General features: G+C 37.5%; 17 protein-coding genes. 8 read left to right on the plus strand and 9 right to left on the minus strand.

Annotated features, from left to right (window positions below; genetic code table 11):
• Window positions 1–10: 10 nt before the first annotated feature.
• Window positions 11–3,502, minus strand: a complete 3,492-nt coding sequence (locus tag EDF66_RS01105; protein WP_132839922.1) for a PVC-type heme-binding CxxCH protein — start codon at window positions 3,500–3,502, stop codon at window positions 11–13.
• A 143-nt stretch (window positions 3,503–3,645) separates the two neighbouring features.
• Here EDF66_RS01105 and EDF66_RS01110 point away from each other — a divergent pair, with 143 nt between their 5' ends.
• Window positions 3,646–4,524: an AraC family transcriptional regulator gene (locus tag EDF66_RS01110; protein ID WP_132839923.1), complete on the plus strand. Its 879-nt coding sequence runs from the start codon at window positions 3,646–3,648 to the stop codon at window positions 4,522–4,524.
• A 220-nt stretch (window positions 4,525–4,744) separates the two neighbouring features.
• Here EDF66_RS01110 and EDF66_RS01115 read toward each other — a convergent pair whose 3' ends face one another.
• Window positions 4,745–5,671 carry a DsbA family protein gene (locus tag EDF66_RS01115; RefSeq protein WP_132839925.1) on the minus strand — a complete coding sequence of 309 codons (927 nt, stop codon included), beginning with the start codon at window positions 5,669–5,671 and terminating at the stop codon, window positions 4,745–4,747.
• A 159-nt stretch (window positions 5,672–5,830) separates the two neighbouring features.
• A complete protein-coding gene (locus EDF66_RS01120) occupies window positions 5,831–6,508 on the minus strand; it encodes a YceI family protein (RefSeq protein WP_132839926.1) in 678 nt (225 codons plus the stop codon).
• A 153-nt stretch (window positions 6,509–6,661) separates the two neighbouring features.
• On the opposite strand from EDF66_RS01120, the gene EDF66_RS01125 reads away from it, so the two are divergent.
• Complete coding sequence (locus EDF66_RS01125; RefSeq protein ID WP_021190331.1) at window positions 6,662–7,051, plus strand: winged helix-turn-helix transcriptional regulator; 390 nt, start codon at window positions 6,662–6,664, stop codon at window positions 7,049–7,051.
• On the opposite strand, the gene EDF66_RS01130 is transcribed toward EDF66_RS01125, so the two are convergent.
• The 3 genes from EDF66_RS01130 to EDF66_RS01140 all read right to left on the minus strand — a co-directional run bounded on the left by EDF66_RS01130 (window position 7,048) and on the right by EDF66_RS01140 (window position 9,701).
• A complete protein-coding gene (locus EDF66_RS01130; RefSeq protein ID WP_132839928.1) occupies window positions 7,048–7,980 on the minus strand; it encodes a hypothetical protein in 933 nt (310 codons plus the stop codon). The genes EDF66_RS01125 and EDF66_RS01130 overlap by 4 nt on opposite strands.
• A gap of 504 nt (window positions 7,981–8,484) precedes the next feature.
• Entirely contained in the window at window positions 8,485–8,865 is a 381-nt protein-coding gene (locus EDF66_RS01135; RefSeq protein ID WP_132839929.1) for a DUF1634 domain-containing protein, read from the minus strand.
• Window positions 8,865–9,701, minus strand: coding sequence for a sulfite exporter TauE/SafE family protein (locus EDF66_RS01140; protein WP_031288480.1), 837 nt, complete (start codon window positions 9,699–9,701; stop codon window positions 8,865–8,867). Before EDF66_RS01140 ends, EDF66_RS01135 begins: the two co-directional genes overlap by 1 nt.
• 273 nt (window positions 9,702–9,974) lie before the next feature.
• Here EDF66_RS01140 and EDF66_RS01145 point away from each other — a divergent pair, with 273 nt between their 5' ends.
• The gene (locus EDF66_RS01145) at window positions 9,975–10,784 is read left to right on the plus strand and encodes a GNAT family N-acetyltransferase (protein WP_132839931.1); all 810 of its coding nucleotides are present in this window, start codon (window positions 9,975–9,977) and stop codon (window positions 10,782–10,784) included.
• Window positions 10,785–10,861: 77 nt separating this feature from the next.
• Here EDF66_RS01145 and EDF66_RS01150 read toward each other — a convergent pair whose 3' ends face one another.
• Window positions 10,862–11,242, minus strand: a complete 381-nt coding sequence (locus tag EDF66_RS01150; protein ID WP_132768087.1) for a DoxX family membrane protein — start codon at window positions 11,240–11,242, stop codon at window positions 10,862–10,864.
• Window positions 11,243–11,531: 289 nt separating this feature from the next.
• Between EDF66_RS01150 and EDF66_RS01155 the strand changes: the two genes are divergently transcribed.
• Entirely contained in the window at window positions 11,532–11,906 is a 375-nt protein-coding gene (locus EDF66_RS01155) for a DUF6713 family protein (protein ID WP_132839932.1), read from the plus strand.
• Between the two features lie 505 nt (window positions 11,907–12,411).
• Here EDF66_RS01155 and EDF66_RS01160 read toward each other — a convergent pair.
• Entirely contained in the window at window positions 12,412–13,578 is a 1,167-nt protein-coding gene (locus EDF66_RS01160) for an MFS transporter (protein ID WP_021190323.1), read from the minus strand.
• A gap of 214 nt (window positions 13,579–13,792) precedes the next feature.
• Between EDF66_RS01160 and EDF66_RS01165 the strand changes: the two genes are divergently transcribed.
• Window positions 13,793–15,172, plus strand: coding sequence for an arginine decarboxylase (locus EDF66_RS01165; RefSeq protein WP_132839933.1), 1,380 nt, complete (start codon window positions 13,793–13,795; stop codon window positions 15,170–15,172).
• A 106-nt stretch (window positions 15,173–15,278) separates the two neighbouring features.
• On the opposite strand, the gene EDF66_RS01170 is transcribed toward EDF66_RS01165, so the two are convergent.
• A complete protein-coding gene (locus EDF66_RS01170) occupies window positions 15,279–15,791 on the minus strand; it encodes a GNAT family N-acetyltransferase (RefSeq protein ID WP_132768082.1) in 513 nt (170 codons plus the stop codon).
• A 228-nt stretch (window positions 15,792–16,019) separates the two neighbouring features.
• On the opposite strand from EDF66_RS01170, the gene EDF66_RS01175 reads away from it, so the two are divergent.
• The 3 genes from EDF66_RS01175 to EDF66_RS01185 all read left to right on the plus strand — a co-directional run bounded on the left by EDF66_RS01175 (window position 16,020) and on the right by EDF66_RS01185 (window position 18,034).
• Complete coding sequence (locus tag EDF66_RS01175; protein WP_132839935.1) at window positions 16,020–16,265, plus strand: hypothetical protein; 246 nt, start codon at window positions 16,020–16,022, stop codon at window positions 16,263–16,265.
• A 201-nt stretch (window positions 16,266–16,466) separates the two neighbouring features.
• Window positions 16,467–17,051 carry a hypothetical protein gene (locus tag EDF66_RS01180; RefSeq protein WP_132839936.1) on the plus strand — a complete coding sequence of 195 codons (585 nt, stop codon included), beginning with the start codon at window positions 16,467–16,469 and terminating at the stop codon, window positions 17,049–17,051.
• Window positions 17,052–17,533: 482 nt separating this feature from the next.
• Window positions 17,534–18,034 (plus strand): RNA polymerase sigma factor, encoded by a 501-nt coding sequence (locus EDF66_RS01185; protein ID WP_165902323.1) that lies wholly within the window; start codon window positions 17,534–17,536, stop codon window positions 18,032–18,034.
• Window positions 18,035–18,150 lie beyond the last annotated feature (116 nt).

Genomic DNA, 18,150 nt, shown 5'->3' on the forward strand with positions numbered 1-18,150 from the left:
TTCGTTTATATTATTCCACAACTTTCATTATTCCGTTCATTCCTCTCCAATGTCCCGGAAATGTACAGATGAACGGATATTCACCTTTTACTTTAGGAGCTTGAAATTTAAGCGTATAGCTTTGTCCCGGATTCACCAGTTTGGTATGAAACAGTACTTCCCTGACTTCTGGAACATAGTCTTTTTCCGCCGCCGAAGACGCTTGCAACATGGCATCTGCCGCTTTACCAACGATCTCTGTTGTACCAGGTTTGATGATCACTAAATTATGGGGCATAGCATCCGGATTTTCCATGATCAACGTAATCTGACTTCCTGCTTTCACCGTAATGGACCGTTTATCATACTGCATAATATCTTTTACCGCTTTAATCACAATGACTTCAGCAGGTGCCTCGTTTTGATTCACTTCCACAGGACTCGCGCTGTGTATATGATGATGCGCATGCTCGCCGTTTAATTGAAGCTTTACTTTGATCTCACTGATATTTCCGATAAATTCAGATCCCTGCTCGTACTTGGTCAGTGCAACAGATTCATCCAGATCTTCTCCCGACCTCAGATAAGCCCGCAGTGGTTTATTGAACGGTTTGACCTCTTTGATGTTACCGACCAATTTGTTATTGATGTAAAGACTAGATCCTTGGTTTGCTGTTATGCTTGCATTGACTTTAAATCCATTTCCGATTCCGTCTGTAGCCGCTATACGCTGTATTTCACCATTATTATATACGTCCCAATATATTTTATTACCCTGCATGTATAATGCAAAACCATTTTTCGCATCACCTTGCCCTATAATTAATCCTTTGAAAGCATCCTGATCACGGCGTAACACCTCTGTTTCAATCGTTATATTCTTATCAGCCACATTTGGTGAAAACTGAACACGGTTTTTTCTACCCAATGTATAAATCTCTTCATTTAGTGCCTGATTTACAGATTTTTGATATGCATTGGACGAAGACTGATCAGCAGCCATCGACATATGACTATGATTGGTCTGGATCGCCGCAAATAAAGCTGGAGACAGCCATCTATCCTTCGCGTTGACAGGATCATTGATTGCCGCCTTTAATACTGTTGCAACTGCAGCAAATGGAGCCGATTCTGCTATTTTGACAAAAGCGGCAAGCCTGGTATTTAGATTCTCATCTTTAAAAATATTAGACTGTGCTATTTTATCAAAAGATTTAGCATTTAAATCCAGTACTTGAACAGCAGCTTTTCGCACACCTGCCGATGGATGCGATAATGCAGCTAATATTGCATCATTCACTTCTTTCTTTGTTAGAAGACCCAAACCTTTTAAAGTCCAGATCGCATGTATAGCAGGTGCATTCAATCCAATTTCATCAACAGATTTATTGTTGATTATTTTGATCAAATCTTGCTCCACATCCGCTTTTTTTCGCTCGACCAAAAGTCTTTGTGCGTGGGTTCTCCAAAATTTATTTTTACTATTTAAAGCTTCTATCAGCCCTTTGGGATTATCTTTTGATAGTTTGAAACTTTCATTATGCTTGCCATTTTTATATAAAACGCGATATACACGGCCATGCTTTTTGTCTCTCAGATTACTTTCAAATGCATTTCCGGGTCCTCCAACCTGATCCTTAAAAGGAAGGACTTTCTCTGATGGCGCTTGAGCCGGAACAAAAACATTATGCTGAATGATAAAGTTGTACCAGTCTAATACCCACACTGCTCCATCTGGTCCTACCTCAGCATGGACAGGTCCAAACCACTCATCAGAACTTGCTAGTAAATTCCATCCATCTCTTTCTTTGAAACCGGCACCATCTTTCTCAATAATTGCGTTATGCAATAATCTTACTGTAGGTTCAGCTACAAATGCCACACTGTTCCAATAAGACTGTGGAAAATCCCGTGCGGTATACATCTGATGGCCTGCCGCTGATGTAAATCCGCCTACAACATCGACTTGTCTTAGATTTGGTGTTAAAGCATGAACTTCATAATGCCCGTCAATTTTTTGGATAGAATTGATCGGATTAGCGCCAGGAATATTGTCTACACGTCGCTGTAAATATTTCTCTGGCATCGAATAGAAAGCAGAATGCGTGTTATTCGCCGTGGATACAAAGACATTATTATCTTCCGAAATACCAAGACCCCAAGTATTATTGCTGGTTGTAGCTAGATATTCCAGATCCGAACCATCTGGATTAAGTCGGTATAAACCTTGAGAGAAAATATGCTTTTCACCATTAACAATACCATTGTAACCTGCATATCCGTTAACACCCCAGATTTTGTTGTCAAAGCCGTATTGCAGATTTGATGGACCGGCATGCGTATCTCCTTTGCTCCAACCGGTCATGATGATTTCTTCATGATCGGCCACATCATCACCATTAGTATCTTTTAAGAAAACAAAATTGGGAGCCATCGCCACAATGATACCATCATTGGCAAAAGTTAAACTTGTTGCAATATTTAAGCCCTTAGCAAACTCTGTAAATTTGTCCGCAACACCATCGCCGTCGGTATCTTCACAGATGACGATGCGATCATTTCCTTTACCTTTCACCTCCTCAAAACTATTCGGATAATCTACAGCTTCAATGACCCATAATCTGCCTTTTTCATCCCAGCTCATCGCAATCGGATTGGTGATATTGGGCTCCGCGGCAAAAAGTTTTAATTCAAAATCCACAGGTTTCTGTATCAGTTTCATCGACTGCTCTGGACTAAGCGGATCCTGCACTTTAGGAACATCATAACGTGCTGTAAAATCGGATATGGAATCGGGATATATGCTTACATTCGGAATAGCCAATTTATTCACCATACTTTGAACCTGCTCTCCAAGTGACCACCAGACCGCACTGCTGACCGTTCTTAGAAACTGATGATTTTTCCAGGTATCATCATGCTTCCCTAACGCGTGATATAAAAAACGACCGCCGTTTTCCTCACTATACCAGATGTAGTTTTGTTTTGAACCATCTATCGCAGCGCTACCGATAACAGTTTGATCTGTTTTTTTCTTGAATATGTATTTTTCATTGTTAACCTGAATGGTGTTAATGGATGAATCCAGTACATGTTTGGCGTTTTCTATCGTAACAATTGCTTGTCCATCACCCGCGTCGGTAAAACCACCTTGTACCAAGTTGGTATACCATTCGGAATTCTGAAATGAATTAGCAGACGAGTTCAAGGCCACAACCCCTTTTCCTTCTTTCAGGAATTTCTTTAATGCCTGCTCCTTTTCTTCACTGAGCTCTTTTTCATTCACCAATAAGACAACCCCATCAAACTTATTTAAATAATCAAATTCTAAACTTGCTAAGGTGTCGGTATAGGTTAGATTGATGCCCGATTTAAAAAGTTCGACCGATAACCAGGTCGCTTGATTAGAAGATTGCTTATTTCCAGCACCAATAAATAGTACCTCTGCCCTTCTCGGTTCATCAGCTCTACAAGAGGTCAAAAACACTAAAAATAAAAGTAAAACTCTTAAAATATTATTCATGATTTAGTTGAAATTTGGTTTTATCTATAATTGTTATAAGCAAATATAGAGATATGAAGTAGCTTGGAACTTAGCTTTTTTATCAAGTTTCAGACATATTGTATCATTTTTAACTATATTTACCCCAATAAACTGAAATCATAATGCTAGATAAGAGAGTTATTTCAAAATCGCTTATTCCAGAGAATAAAACTTTTTCGATAAAACAAATCAATGAACCTCATTTTGATCCAACCTTTCATGCACATCCGGAATTTCAACTTTCGTACGTAATAAAAGGGGAAGGAAACAGAATTGTAGGTAATAGTTTGCAACCGTTTCATGCAAACGATATGGTATTTATTGGTCCCAATCTACCCCATGTCTGGAAAAATCATTTGTCTTATTTTAAAAAGGACAGTCAGCTCGATACGTCGGTTATAGTGATCTACTTTCATAACAATTTCTTTGCTGAAGAAATCTACGATAAGGAAGAATTTTTCAGGCTCAAAAAGTTCTTTCTCACCAGCAATCTCGGGATCGAAATAACGGGAGAAACCAGAGATATTATTGGAGGGATGATGTTTGAATTATTACATAAGGATGGGCTGGAAAGCGTAATTCTGCTATTGAAAATATTGGACACTTTAGTGCTGTCCACAGACTGCCGTTACATCAATGAGTTTGATGAAGCCATAAATTATAAACAGGCCGAAACCGAACGGATACACAAGGTTTATGATTACGTGATTAAAAACTTTGATCAGCAGATTCGTCTGGAGAAAGTTGCAGAAATTGCAAATATGACCAGTACCTCTTTTAGCAGATACTTTAAGACACGCCTCAACAAATCATTTTCTGACTTTTTGAAGGAAATAAGAGTAAACTACGCCTGCAAACTATTAAAAGACGATAGTATTTCCATAGAAACAGTCAGCTACGAATGCGGCTATCCTTCAGTAACCAACTTCAATAAGCAGTTTAAGAGTGTCATAGGCCTGCAACCTAGGCAGTATCGGGATAATTTTCTAAATCTCATTTAAGCCCTTTTTATATAAACAGGCTTTTATGCACTAAAATCCTGCCTATATAAAAACATAGCGCGTTATCTTAATTGGTGCAGTCTGCAATCAAATTGTACGTGCGACTGTGCGATCCCAATCCGATCAAATAGTTCCGTTCTTCGACATCTACAGCACAGGTATTAGCTTAAAACGCTATATAAAGCCATACACAACGTAGTACCTTGTTCTGAGAGAATGACTACGAGACGTTCAGATGCCAGATAGCACCATTTTTTGTTGTGCTTTTTTGCAACAGTTTATTTGCGGTAAGTTCGTTCAACAGCTCCTCACTTGCTGATCTTGGCGTATCTGTCAGTTCAGCATATTCCTTAGCAGTCAGCGAATTGTATGTAGAAAAAATACTTTTCCAGTCCTGACGATAACTCCCTTTTATAGCTGTCGGATTTAATTTTAAAATTGCGGCTTCATAAAAAGCATAAGGTTTCGCGCCATACACCATCTCGCGATTTCCATGCATATCCTCAAAATAAAGTGTTGGAAAACCTCTTACACCGTAACTTCTCGCCAATTTAAGGTCTTTTTCAAATTGAACAGGCGCTGATCTTTGATAGTCTGACAATAATTGAACTTCATCTAACCCGACCATTTTTGCCGCCGCAGCTATGTATTCCCATTTAGCGATGTTTTTCTTCTGTAAAAAAACCATTTCTCGCAATGTTCTTAAAAACAGAATAGCCTGATCATTATCCTGCAATTGTGCTGCTTTAAAGGCAATAGAAGACGGATAGGAAGAGTCTAAAGGATCTTCGAGCCAGATATCACCATCAATCGGCATATCATAATAAATACTCACCTCGTCCCAATGCCCGGCGACATCACTAGGTTTGCTAATTCCCCCACTGTTATAGTTCCAGTCGGGCAGTAACCCGCCCATATGATAGTGCATGGATAAGCAATCACCATATTCAAGTTTTAGTTTCCGCAATTGTGGTTCAATTCCCCAACAGGAAGAACATATGGGATCTGTGAAATAAATGACTTTAAGGGGTTTATCTGTTTGTTCAAGAGGGTGTACTGCTGCTGATTCATACGCTAAAACAGGCATTTCACAGCTACCTGTTTCAGGATCGCACAAAAGTGGATTCTGGTTAGACTCGTTCTTCATGTTCGGTTTATTTGGTTTATGTAGTCAAATTTCAAGCAATATCGAAACAGCATAAGATGCCGCTAAGCCCTGAAAAGGTTCGACCTATTGACCGCGCAGTATAGCTACTTCGCAGTAAAAAAAACACGCTTTAATTTTTTAAAGCGTGTTTTTATAAAATTATTTTTTTGCAGCGATATTCAGCTCCATATCTACTTCTTGAGAGATCATCCAGTCTTTAGGATCACCTTCAGTACCGTACGCTAATCCCCAGTCTTGTCTGTTGATAGTGAATTTAGATTGTACATTAATTTCATTATCCGTTACGCTAACTTTTGCTGGAAAAGTAACATTTACAGTCTTATCTTTGATTGTTAAGTTACCGCTGATAATGTTTGTTGCATCCGCAATGACACTTTTGTCTTTAGCAGCATCAAAAGCTGTAACTGCTGTAATTTCAAATTTAGCTGTTGGATATTTTTCCACTTCAAAGAAATCACCCGTTTTTAAGTGACTATCTAAATCAGCTGCAGTTTTACCACCTGATTTTGCAGGATCAACCGCACTCTTGTCTGTTGTCACTGAATTCATATCGATAACAAATGATCCACCTGTGATCGCTCCTGCTTCTACAGATACAGTACCTTCACTTTTCAATGTACCAAATCTTGGATCAAATCCACCTTTGTGATATGCTTTCCATTTGATTGAACTTACTGCTGTATCAACTGCAAAAGTTGCACCTTTTTGTTCGGCAACTTGTTGCTCTGTTCCTGTTTGAGCTTTATCACCATTTGAACCACCACATGAAGCTAAGATGACAGAAGCGAATACTGCTAAGATTGCTATTTTTTTCATTTTTAAATTATTAATTATATAAATCTTGTGCAAAAATAACATAGGATTAGTATACAAATGCTATTGGTTTCCTTTTTGAAACTACTTTCCTATAGGAAACTAATAATCGTTTCCGTAATTTTACAGCGTAATTTTGTATTGTAATAAAAGATCATGAAGAAAAATCCAACCATAAACAATAGATCAGGATGTAAAGCCCGGATTATTGCGATCACAGATACTATGGAAATCTTATCCGGAAAATGGAAATTTCATATTTTGGGAACATTGATGGAAGGTGGAAAGATGCGATTCATGGACCTGTTGCGTGAAGTAGATGGTATTGCTGCCAAGATGCTCTCGAAGGAATTACAGGACATGGAAATGAATCACCTTATCAGCCGTACGGTTATGAATACAAAACCCATTACCGTTGAATATGAAGTGACCGAATACGGCCGCACATTAGAACCTATTATTGACGAAATTGCAAAATGGGGTGAAGCCTATAGAAACGCAATGTTTAAAAAACAAAATGAAAATGTCCCTGTTGAGGAACATTAAAAAATCTTTGTAATTGGCAATAGCGGTACTTTTTGCTTCCAGGTGCCCGATACATCAAATAAATGCCCAGAAGATTGATTTTTAATCGTAAACGTATATTGGCATTCCCGTGTAAGGTATTTGATCTCTCCCTTGACCTGAATATTTGAATACGGCTGTACTAATATCATTTGTTTGCTTGCAGAATTTATATAAGGTTCAAAAAATTTCCCTTCTTTATATGGTACTTGTTTCGACCAGTATATTGCCCCGTCTTTCAAGATTTCACCCATGAATATAAGTGAATCCTGAGCATTTATCCATTTAAAAGCGTCTTCATCAGTACTACTGAACTCGGACAGGTAATTGACGTCTTTAAAGATGGCAACCGTTTCCATATTTTTTGCCGTGGAGGTATTGTTAGAAAGCGTTATGGTATAACAGCCTTCATCACTTGTAAACTCTTTCCGGCTTCCAGGTACTTCTATGATTTCTTTCTTCACAATCTCATAACCAGCACCTCTGCTCTGTGTAAAAGAAAGTTCATCTTCCGTTCCATTCGCCGCTATTCCAATTACAAACTTTCTGGGTTCTGCGTTGAAATTCTCTTTTAATGTTAGATTAAGCAGATGACTACTTGCTATTTTCTCTAATTTCAACCAGCCACCGGCCACTTCAACAGTACCTGCAGCATTTAAGACAACTGGATTATCATTTATATCCTGAAGTATTTCTCCTGAAAGCGCATCTTTAACATAGGCTACGGACCATTCTTTAGCATTGATTTCAATACCATTGTCTACAAAACCTGTATTGACCTGAATACTCTTATAGTCTGGACTAAATAATGCAGTTTTTTGCCCCATATCTTCTTTATCACAGGCGCTCATCGAAAAAATAAGGACAGCGGCCAAGCAGGTAGTCAAGAATTTAGAATAGTTTAGCATCATCGGAGTTACAAGATAATAGGTAAATACACATTATAAAAATACTGTTAGCAATTTAGCATTATTTTAAGCAATAATCGACTGTTAATGAAAACTTTTTGTTATAAAATTGTAATGAATAGCGCACAGTAAAGCGATAAATCGTACATGCGTCAGGTATAAATAACCGGGCTGAAATCTAAATACGTAAATGGCGCAAAAAAAATACGCTTCTTCGTATCATGACAAGAAAATGGCATATGCTTTGAAAATAATCCCATAGTTATATCTAGTAAGCACTAAAAAATTATCAATCATGAAAAAGCAAGATGGAAACTTGAAAAAATTAGGATTAAAAAAAGGATATTACTTATTACTTATGGCAATTTTGGATATGCCTATAGAAGAAAAAATAAAAAAGGCAAGAAAATAGACAATTAAGTACCCTTTATATAGAAGAGTTCTCCATTTTGGAGAACTTTTCATTTTATATTTTAAAAAAATTCATTTCAGAATTTTTCAAAGTTGTTAATGTCCGAATCCGAAATACATACTAAAGGCAATTATGATCAGCACTAGCGTCGTGATGAAGACATATAGTTTATCACCCTCGATGATAAAGCTGACCAATGAAAGTAATAATCGGATCAATGGGGTACAAAAAAGAATGATGATCGCTAAAAATATAATCGAACGTCCTTGCATGTTGATGACTCCACTGAAAACATCCGATACGACTTCAATAATACTTCGATCATTTTCTGTAAATCGGGCATAATCAGCCTGTTCATTCGCATGGTTATAAAGAAAGATCAATCCTCCGATGGTACTGATCGCCAATACTGTTCTTACGCCGTATTTTAAGACATCTCCAATAATTCTTTGTATCGTTTTATCTGTCATCTGCATTAGAATTTTCCTTTAATACCGTTATAAATCATGTTAAAAGCCAAGAAGAAAATAATAAAAGCAAAAAATACTCTTAATTTCTTAGGATCTGTCGCCATCAATATCTTGGAACCGATCATCGAGCCTATTAGGACACCAATCATGACCGGAAGACAGATATCAGGGACAACATACCCTTTCTGAAGATAAATCACGCAACTTGCTAGAGCCGTAACGCCCATCATAAAATTACTCGTTGTGGTCGACACCTTAAAGGGTATGCGCATAATGGTATCCATGGCGATCACTTTAAAAGCCCCCGATCCTATTCCCAGCATACCCGAAAGTACTCCGGCAAGTCCCATCATACTAAATCCGCCGATGACATTTTTTGTTCCATAAGACACCTCTGTGCCCTTTACTACAGGATAGGTGGAAGGCAGCTTGAGGCTGATCGCCAGCTTACTGGACTGCTCTACGATATGTTCTTCTTTTTTCCGGAGCGAGTTTGCCGCAGAAAAGATTAAAGCTAGACCAAATAATACGGCAATAAGCGAACTGGGAGCCGATGTTGCGATAAGTGCACCGACAACAGCACCTGCAGTAGTCGCAATCTCTAAAAACATGCCGAGCCGCATATTTGCGATCCCTTCCTTAACATATGCGGCGGCAGATCCCGAAGATGTCGCAATTACAGAAACTAAAGCAGCTCCTATCGCATAATGGATATCTACTCCAAGCAGAATAGTCAACAAAGGTATTACTACAATTCCACCACCAAGCCCGGAAAGCGAACCAATAATACCTGCACATATGGCTCCAAGGAGCATAATGAGTGTAAACGTTAAAACAGTCATATTTGCAAAATTTAAATGCAGGAAAGCCACCTGGACTTTCTTGCCTAAAGAGCCAAAGGTAGAGAATATATTATTCTTGAACGAAATCTGTTCGCTATTCTAATCGTTCTTTAATATGAAGAAATCCAGCCCTAATCTGAAATTGCGAGTTATACCTAACACGCTCATCCTATTTTTATAGATCAAACTGTCATCAAAAAACACCGCTGCTTTTTGAAATAAATTTAAAGTATTACATTCGTTTAATTAAAACCGCAAAAATTGTAAACGCAAATGAGCAATTTAAGTTTCGAACCGATCGTATCAAGTGATTTCGCACAGCTTGTTAACTTACAACCTGAGGGCTGGCATGATATAATACCCAAATTTGAATATTATGTCAATCAAAAATACTGTATCCCCATCAAGCTACTTGAAAATCAAGAAATCATAGCTATAGGATCGGTTATCGTTCATCAAGATGTTGCTTGGCTGGGACATATTATTGTTCATCCCGATCATCGAAAACAAGGTTATGGAAAGCTGATGACACAACAGCTCATAGCAACGGCAAAAGCGGAGAATTGTACTAGTATTCAATTGATCGCAACAGAACTGGGAGCAACAGTATACGAAAGTATCGGTTTCATCACAGATACAGAATATCTCTTTTTTAAGGATGTCACTATTCCTGTACGCCAAGTCGCTAATCCGCATATCAGCAGTTACGATGCGATCTATAAAGATCAAATGCTGGCATTGGACAGTTTGGTATCTGGAGAAAATAGAGCCTGGGAGCTCGAAGATCATTTAGCGTCTTCTTACCTCTATGTCATCGATGGTTCCCTTGCAGGATATTACTTACCGACCTTCGGCGAAGGTTTAATCATAGCTATTCATCCAGCTGCAGGTAAGGAACTTACGGAATTTCACTTACAAACAATAACAACTGTGGTCGTACCGAAAGAGAATATAGCCGCACAAGCCTTTTTACAAGAGCATCAGTATCAACCTTATGCCAGCGCTAAACGCATGTATATCGGTCGAGAGATAGCGGTCAAATTTGAACATATATATAACCGTATTGCTGGAAATATCGGTTAATCAAGCTTGCTGAAAAGCTATTTGTGCCTTTTGATCGGGATATCAACATATAAAGACACAAATAGACTCTTATTTTACTACTTGCGGAGCATAGGAAGATACTTATGCCAGTTTTCGATGATAACCCAAAGAACAATTGCAGCCAGAACAAGCGCAATAGGTAAACCTGATGGCGCGGTAGTGATGTTCGATAACAAAATACCGGTCAGAATTGGCGTTAGAATAACTGCTCCCAGCGCTCGCGTTGTACTAAAGATCAATAATAAACCGCCTGTGATCTCTCCGAACGCCACCAGTGGCATTAACCAGCCGATTTCCATAAATGCCTTTCCTGCGTTGATCATTTTCTCAGGCATATCCTTGGGCATAGGCATGTAATGAAAAAATTTATCCAAGCCGGCATTGATAAACATTAAGCCTGTCAATAAGCATAATACGAAAAGAATCTTGTTTTTCATGGTCATTTAATTTAAGTTATAATTTCAGATTATAAAAACAGCATGATCCCATTATTGTTCTATCGGGTGTTCATTTTTTTTGATGACAGGATTAAAAAAATTAGACTTTAACGTTTGTGTTTTTAGTGAACTTATTATCTATCTATGTCGTATTAAAGTGAATATAAAGGCAATTATCATATTTATATAAACAATCTGTTTATAATGATAACAGGATTATACTTTTACTACTCTGAAATGCTCTCATATTAAAGTAAGCCCTTATATTTGATAAGCTTATTTTTCATAAATGGATAAGCACAACTTAATGGATAATATGATCGCACATTCTTTTTTTTATCTCGCACTTGTACTTTTTTTTATGCACGAAATGGATGCTGTACGTTGTAAGGAGTGGCGTATTTTCCCCGGGTTAGCACTGCTAAAGGAAAGTTGGGGATATCCTGTATTTATACTGGCTCATATCCCACTTTTTTTATTCATAATATGGGGACTTACGCAACCCTCAGAAAATTTCATCATGGGATTTGATATTTTTGCGATCTTACATCTTGCATTGCACCTCCTCTATCTCAGACATCAAAAAAATGAGTTTAAAGATTGGATATCTTGGACAATAATTACTGGAATAGCAGTTTTTGGTACACTCGATTTGCTGTTTTAGTAAGGGTGCTTATTCATCAAGAATAAGTACAAATAAAATACATAAAACACTTTAAATAAGCACCATAAATATTTGATATAATTTTAAATGAATGTTCAAAAAGTATGTCAGCGCTTATCCATACTTTTCTTAACGGGTACCAAATAAAGAATCGCTATAGAATTGGATTCTATAGCGATTTGAGGGGTTCTTTTCTATAATGGTTTTGGTAATATCGTTTTTTTTATAGATTCTGTGCCTGCGCATCATAAATCATTATAAAGCAAACATAAACAATTTTTCTTATCATAAGGAAATTTAAAATAAAATTTTACATTAATTATCGCATCTTTAAGAAAATACACCCCCACACGGCATATTGCACCTAATTCAATTAAATTTTAACGGGTTCGTATCACATGCATCGGCAAACTTTTCGAACCTGTTGTAGTGGAATCGATTTTTTAAATAAAACAACCCCTCAAATTATCTTTGAGGGGTTGCCAAGTGTAGAAACAACAGTATTTTAAAGTTTATTTTTACTCGATAACCAAACAATCCCTAAAGCTATAGCGCTCCAGATCAGCATTTGCGAGAGCGCAAAATCCCACCCTCCTAACGACCAGCTTAGCAGACCGAAGAAGGTACCTGTTCCGGCACCTATGAAATAAGTGGTCATATACACCGTATTCAGGCGACTATGCGCTTGTTCATCCAACGAATAGATCCGGGTGAAATTTGTAATCTGAGTGGCCTGAACACCGATGTCCAGGAAAAATATAGCAATGATCAAAACCCAGATCGAATGTGGGAAAAACCACATCACCAAAATGCTCAAAAATAACATCCCTACGGTAAGATATAAGTTTTTAAACACTTGACCTTTATCCGCCATTTTCCCAAAATAAGGTGCAACTAGCGCACCTCCTATAGCGATCAGACCAAATAGGCCAATGGTAGATGCAGGATAATGAAATGGCTCTTCACTCAGATGAAAAGTTAACGTAGTCCAAAAAGAGCAAAACACCCCAAAAGTGAAAGATCCCAGTAAAGAAGCCTGTCGAAGTATTTTATACTGCCCAATCAGTGAAATCGTTGATTTCAGTAAGCCAAAGTAACTTCCCTTAAATTTAGCAGGCATCTCGGGTAAAAGGAAAAAAAGTAATAAACTGCTTATGGATACCAAAATTGCTGAACAGAGGAATACACTTTGCCACCCCCATAGATCAGTCAAAGCCCCGCTCAATAAGCGTGAACCCAAAATTCCACATAGGATGCCACTAAATACAATACCGACATTTTTACCCCGGTTTTCTTTCCCCAAAGCTGCCGACATAGGAAGGATAATCTGTGCAGGTGTAGAACAAACACCGATAATAAAACTAAGGACAAGCAATAACGTAAAATTAGTAGTATTCGCAAGTATAAGAAGCATCACGATAAGAGTGAGACAAATGCTTAAAATCAGTTTTTTACGATTTAATTTATCACCTAAGGGTAGTAAGAAGAACATCCCTAATCCGTAACCCAGCTGAGCAAGCACCGCAATTTTACCCACGGCATTTTCAGATTTCCCTAAGCTTTCAGCAATATTCCTTAAAATAGGCTGACTATAATAGACATTAGCAACAATAGTTCCTGCTGAAAAAGACATGACAGGAATAATCCATTTATTCTGTTTGTTTATTGACATTTCAAATTATATAACAGCAGGCAAACTTAAGGAGCTTAATTGGAAAAAACATAAACATTTGGAAATATTTTTGACACATTGAGTTAAAAAAGAGATTCGGCGGCAACATAAAAAACAAACCCTAGAAAGTACTATTTATTATACATTTATTACCTTAAGTGACGCTTAGATTTGTGATATATTCGCATTATTTTTTAAAAACAGGTATTTGTGAATGAAAGAAAAACTATTGATCCATCAGGAGGTTAATCTGCCTAATGCATTCGATATAAAAGATTTTAAATTATTTTATAGAGACATAGATCTATTCAGACTATCCAAGAAACAGGGTACGCCTTTACGATTCACCTATCTTCCTTCCATTCTGGAGAAGATCGATGAAATGAAGTCAAATTTTAATAAGGCCATTAGAAAAACATCTTACCAGGGAACTTATACGTACTATTACTGTACAAAGAGTTCACATTTCCAGCATATCATCAAAAAAGCCTTGCAAGCGGATATTGGTATTGAGATTTCCTCCGCTTACGATATTGATTTAATACAGTCGCTTATTGAAGATGGACATGTGAAAAAGGGAACTAAAATTATATGCAATGGTTATAAGACTTCCGATTATCAACGGGGCATTATGTCGCTGATCAAACAGAACCATTGTGCAGTTACCCCGATGGTCGATAGTCCTAGCGAGTTAATCTATTATTGCAACAACATCAACAGCAATACAAGCCTGAATGTCGGTATTAGAGTCAATCTTAGTTTTTTAAGCGCTTATCCCAAAGAATCCAGATTTGGTTTATCTCCGGAAGATATTATCACCTGCTATCAGCGCGATATTAAACATAACCAGCAGATTACCTTGACCACTTTGCATTTTTTTAATGAAAATGGACTATCTTCTGATGATCAATATTGGGACGTTCTCGAAGCGATCGTTCGCTTCTATTGCCAGTTAAAACGATTAAATCCTCATTTAACGACACTCGACATCGGCGGAGGTATGCCTTTTCAGAGTACTGCAAATGAAAATTTTGACATTCCATATTTAGTGAGACGTATCGTTTCAACGATTTTAGGTATCTGTCAGCAAGAGTGTGTGCCAGAACCCGATATCGTGACCGAATTTGGTAAATACACCGTCGCTGAAGCGACCACAACTATTTTCAAAATACAGGAGAAAAAACAGGGTGAAAAGATAAATTGGGGGATTATTGACGGTTCATTTATTACCCATCTCCCGGATACATGGGCCATACAGCAAGAATATCCGGTGTTTGCCGTGAATAATCTCCAGGAAGAAAATAAACCTTTTATCCTAGGGGGCTTAACATGCGATAGTGCAGATGTCTATCCGAATTTCAAGGAACATAAAACCGTTATGCTGCCTCACTCAGATCAGGAACAGTTTGTAGCATTTATGCATACAGGCGCATATCAGGAAGCATTAAGTGGATTCGGAGGTGTCAATCATTGCTTGATTCCATCTCCAAAACATATTATTATTGATCAGGGCGACAACGATGAACTTGAATTTACAACATTTTCAGAAAAACAGACGAGCGATCAGCTCCTGCAAATTTTAGGATATCGCTAATTGACAATTACAATTTTTCATTTTAACTAGGGTATTGAAAGAAGAATCGATCAATACCCTTATATAAATAGTAGTAAAGCGTGTTTAAGACAGCGCTTAGCTCGTACTATTTTAATAAATTCGTTAATTCATATTCAATCTCATCATCGTGATCGGCGGTTTTTATAAAGTTTAAACGTTCTAATAGTTTTATCGCTTGCAAATTTCCCTTCGTTGTCACCGCCCATATACGACCTAATCTGAGGCTTTTTTGACCAAATGTAATTGCCAGCCGCATCGCATGAGACATGTATCCTTTTCCACGGAACGGAGATAACAAGACACAACCCAGTTCCCCCTCCCCACTTTCCAACCCCCGGTAGTAACCGCACGTGCCAACCACTTGTCCACTAAGCCGGTCAATTATACACCAGTGAAATGAATTTCCATTCAGGATATCTTGATCAATCTTTGTTTGCATAGCAAATGCCATCGCGATGTCCGAAGCCTGGATGCCGTCATAAAAAGATATTGCAGCAAGAGCTGGAATATCCGTTGCTTCAACTTTTCTCAATAGGATCCTTTCATCCGAAAGCTCCGCGTAATTATCGTTTCCAATTTGTGGACTTGTAGTTGTCATAAAAAACATTTTATTGTCGCTTGTAACACTTGAAATGAATAATCAAAGTATTGGAACCTAATCATCCATCATAGCCCTAGCCTTCCCTTAGGTACCGAAGATAAACAGAAATATATCAAATCACCTATCTTCATTTTATTGCAGCTATTTTTTACCTTTTTAAAGTCGTAATGACACAACAATTTAGCCATGTCATTTGTTATTGAAGTATAGAGCTAATTAAGCATCATGATGATGAATCTACAAGAAAACGCAACGAATAAAAGACTAGGTCTTATTATTGCAACAATTTTGGGAAATGCGAATCAATCTTTCGCAAATGAAAACACAGCAACATTACAAAACAGAGGTCCCGAGGATGACGACGAACTGGAGGAAGATGAAGAACTCTATGATGACGATTTCGAGGAACCCGATCCTTTAGAAGAAATACCTGATGAGGATGAACTTGAACAGGAAGATGACTTCCTTTAAAAAATTGCCTTTATTGTGCTGGTATTGAGCACATGTACATAAAAAAGAATGCAAGATAACCTTGCATTCTTTTTTTTATGCCATTACCTTTTTCTCGCAAATCACCTGCGTACTTCTCCAATATTTCAGGTATTTAACGAACCAACTATTTCATTCTGAAAGCTGTTCTTCTTACAAATCACATCATAAAAAATTAGAACTATGGACTTAAATAAAACAACAGCAACAAAAAGACTAGGTCTTATTATTGCAGCAATTCTTACCAATACCGACCCGAACAGATCTGCTAACAATGAAAACGATCTTCGCGAGCAAAAGCAGGCAGAAAATCCATCCTCCAATCCTGATCCGGAGTTAGAGGATCCAAATTTTGTACCGGACGAAGCAGATGATCAAGATTCAGGACTGAATGAAGACGCTTTAGAGGATGAGGATCGTGATGATCGCAGAGATCGTGATGATTTAATTGACCCCATCGATCCATTAAATCAGCGTCCTGATGAAAGTGACATTGATCCCGATGATGAAGATCCGTTGGAACTTCCTGAGCAAGATGAAGATGAACTGGAAGAAATAGAACCTGACGATGAGTTGCCGGTTGAGGAAAAAGATGATCTTGGACAAGATACACCGAGCGAATTTCCGGAAGAAGACCAAGATGAATTTTTGGAAGAAAGAGATTTCTCTGATCAAAATAATAATGAAAATAAAGACTTCGATCATAATGATCAGGATCTGGAAGCAGAAGGACTCGAAACGGAAGATAATCGAGGCAATTTCTTGTAATCGCTAAATCAGTCGATGATCAAGGTGCTTTCCTGATAAATGTCAATCCGATCGATGAAAACTTTAAGTACACATTTTTTACCATGTAGGTTGTCATATCCGTATGTCCTGATCTACATGGTAAAATAATCGAATCACAAGCTATATAAATGTACAACCGACGACCATATATGCCTAACCAGCTAATCGGTAGAACCAAAGGTCAATACCACAAGAGAGATCGCTCTTGACCCACATGGAGAGACTCTGCCATTTATAAGTATTAAATACCTTTTCTATAAATCTGACCTATTTCTTACAATGTTCTTAAAATGGATAATATCTAGGTAAAAATGCTAACCATCCCCTTTTTTATCAAAAGACACTTCTTGCACTTTATACGTATTATTACATCTCACACCCTTTACCTTACTTATTATCAAACTATTATCTTAAATTTAACGTTATATAAGGATCAAGTTGGTGTTAAGAAGGAGGTCCAGATGGGGAATGTAAATTTAGATGTCTTTTTCCAGGAAAAAAGACAATTACTAAGTCATTTTGCAAGTCAATTTACATCAGATTATGACGAAAAAGAAGATCTGATACAAGAAACGTATTTAAGGGCATTAAAATCTATCCATGATTTTATCAATGATCCGAAATTAGTGACGTGGCTCTATGTCATCATGAAAAATGTTTACATCAATCAATATCGCAAAGAAAAGCGAAAAAATGTGATCTATGATTACTTTTTACACGCTGGTTCCAATGCATATATAAGTACTAATTTATCAGAAAACAAAATGATTAACGAAGATATTCAAAAAGCAATTGATAGCCTATCCACCGAAAATGCAGAGATTTTCCGTTTGCATTTAGATGGTTATAAGTATCATGAAATTGCGGAACTGCTTCAAGTTCCAGAAGGCACCATCAAGTCACGCATTCATATGACGCGTAAAGCGCTGCAGCAAAAGTTGAAGATGTATGATCATGCATAAGAGTGGGTAAAGAGGGAAAACCCTTTTGCCAAAAAAATCACGTTAAGGAAAGCATAAATACCTTCTTAACGTGATCTAAACATGACTTAAGCTTATTATAAAATTAATTCTTTTCT

The sequence above is a fragment of the Sphingobacterium sp. JUb20 genome, from assembly GCF_004342035.1.
Lineage (GTDB): Bacteria > Bacteroidota > Bacteroidia > Sphingobacteriales > Sphingobacteriaceae > Sphingobacterium > Sphingobacterium anhuiense.

What these genes read in the sequence shown, in the direction of transcription:
- EDF66_RS01105 (WP_132839922.1), bottom strand. Translation starts at nt 3,502, where the DNA reads ATGAATAATATTTTAAGAGTTTTACTTTTATTTTTAGTGTTTTTGACC.
- EDF66_RS01110 (WP_132839923.1), top strand. Translation starts at nt 3,646, where the DNA reads ATGCTAGATAAGAGAGTTATTTCAAAATCGCTTATTCCAGAGAATAAA.
- EDF66_RS01115 (WP_132839925.1), bottom strand. Translation starts at nt 5,671, where the DNA reads ATGAAGAACGAGTCTAACCAGAATCCACTTTTGTGCGATCCTGAAACA.
- EDF66_RS01120 (WP_132839926.1), bottom strand. Translation starts at nt 6,508, where the DNA reads ATGAAAAAAATAGCAATCTTAGCAGTATTCGCTTCTGTCATCTTAGCT.
- EDF66_RS01125 (WP_021190331.1), top strand. Translation starts at nt 6,662, where the DNA reads ATGAAGAAAAATCCAACCATAAACAATAGATCAGGATGTAAAGCCCGG.
- EDF66_RS01130 (WP_132839928.1), bottom strand. Translation starts at nt 7,980, where the DNA reads ATGATGCTAAACTATTCTAAATTCTTGACTACCTGCTTGGCCGCTGTC.
- EDF66_RS01135 (WP_132839929.1), bottom strand. Translation starts at nt 8,865, where the DNA reads ATGCAGATGACAGATAAAACGATACAAAGAATTATTGGAGATGTCTTA.
- EDF66_RS01140 (WP_031288480.1), bottom strand. Translation starts at nt 9,701, where the DNA reads ATGACTGTTTTAACGTTTACACTCATTATGCTCCTTGGAGCCATATGT.
- EDF66_RS01145 (WP_132839931.1), top strand. Translation starts at nt 9,975, where the DNA reads ATGAGCAATTTAAGTTTCGAACCGATCGTATCAAGTGATTTCGCACAG.
- EDF66_RS01150 (WP_132768087.1), bottom strand. Translation starts at nt 11,242, where the DNA reads ATGAAAAACAAGATTCTTTTCGTATTATGCTTATTGACAGGCTTAATG.
- EDF66_RS01155 (WP_132839932.1), top strand. Translation starts at nt 11,532, where the DNA reads ATGGATAAGCACAACTTAATGGATAATATGATCGCACATTCTTTTTTT.
- EDF66_RS01160 (WP_021190323.1), bottom strand. Translation starts at nt 13,578, where the DNA reads ATGTCAATAAACAAACAGAATAAATGGATTATTCCTGTCATGTCTTTT.
- EDF66_RS01165 (WP_132839933.1), top strand. Translation starts at nt 13,793, where the DNA reads ATGAAAGAAAAACTATTGATCCATCAGGAGGTTAATCTGCCTAATGCA.
- EDF66_RS01170 (WP_132768082.1), bottom strand. Translation starts at nt 15,791, where the DNA reads ATGACAACTACAAGTCCACAAATTGGAAACGATAATTACGCGGAGCTT.
- EDF66_RS01175 (WP_132839935.1), top strand. Translation starts at nt 16,020, where the DNA reads ATGATGATGAATCTACAAGAAAACGCAACGAATAAAAGACTAGGTCTT.
- EDF66_RS01180 (WP_132839936.1), top strand. Translation starts at nt 16,467, where the DNA reads ATGGACTTAAATAAAACAACAGCAACAAAAAGACTAGGTCTTATTATT.
- EDF66_RS01185 (WP_165902323.1), top strand. Translation starts at nt 17,534, where the DNA reads ATGGGGAATGTAAATTTAGATGTCTTTTTCCAGGAAAAAAGACAATTA.